Origin of the sequence: Sphingobacterium sp. SGR-19 (genome assembly GCF_011043555.1) — a bacterium.
Classification (GTDB): Bacteria; Bacteroidota; Bacteroidia; order Sphingobacteriales; family Sphingobacteriaceae; genus Sphingobacterium.
Genome location: NZ_JAAKGS010000026.1, coordinates 1 through 838, shown reverse-complemented (window position 1 = coordinate 838; position 838 = coordinate 1). Strand labels below are relative to the sequence as shown.

The following is an 838-nucleotide window of genomic DNA, read 5'->3' as shown; positions in this document are numbered from 1 at the left end:
TCTCATTTCTATTTTGCCCAAAATCGAACCAAACAGACGATAACGAAAACACTATTGCCTTCTTATCAAACGATGTTGATTTTTAGTTTTGGAGAGAAAGCACTGCTTAAATCAAAAAATAATAGGCAAGTAGAGGTGGACAAGTGTCTTGTATTGGGAACAATTAGAAGAGCTTTTGATTATTCGTTGCCACCGCAATCGACAATTTTAGTCGCTAACTTTAAAGATGATGCATTTTATCGGTTTTTTGGGAGCAGCGCATGTGCTAAAAATTTACGAATAAATCCGGATGAACTGGTGGATGAAAATTGCTTCACGGCATGGTGGTATGAACTTAGCAAAATGGATGATGTACACCAACAGGTAAGCTATATGCTTCATTTTTGTACGCCCTATCTACGAGAGCAAGACACGATTGCAAAGCAATTGGCAGATTTTAAGGAACAATCATTAAACCCGGTCAAAGCAATTGCCAGTAACAACAATCAAACGGAGCGCAATATCCAAATCATACATAAAAAACACTTCGGGTATTCTGCGAAAGAAATTAACCGATACCAGCGGTTTTTAAGAGCGGTTGAATACATAGAGAATATGCCTTCAAAGATGAGAAAAGAAGATTGGTTTACCATCATCAATTATTGTGGTTATCACGACCAAAGTCACCTAATCAAAGACTTTAAACATTATCTTAACCTCAGTCCAACAAAATACCTGAGCATCCAGCAAGACATATGTAATCCTACAACCTAGTTTTCGTTTTCTTACAATTTTGACAACGTGCGACGTGATATTTTTGCTTTAAAATAATAGAGAATGAAGCACTTAATTATTTACG

General features: G+C 36.4%; 1 protein-coding gene. It reads left to right on the top strand.

The window, feature by feature from the left end:
• On the top strand, positions 1-753 hold a 753-nt coding region (locus G5B43_RS19200), incomplete at its 5' end, for a helix-turn-helix domain-containing protein (RefSeq protein WP_165296415.1).
• Between the last annotated feature and the right edge of the window lie 85 nt (positions 754-838).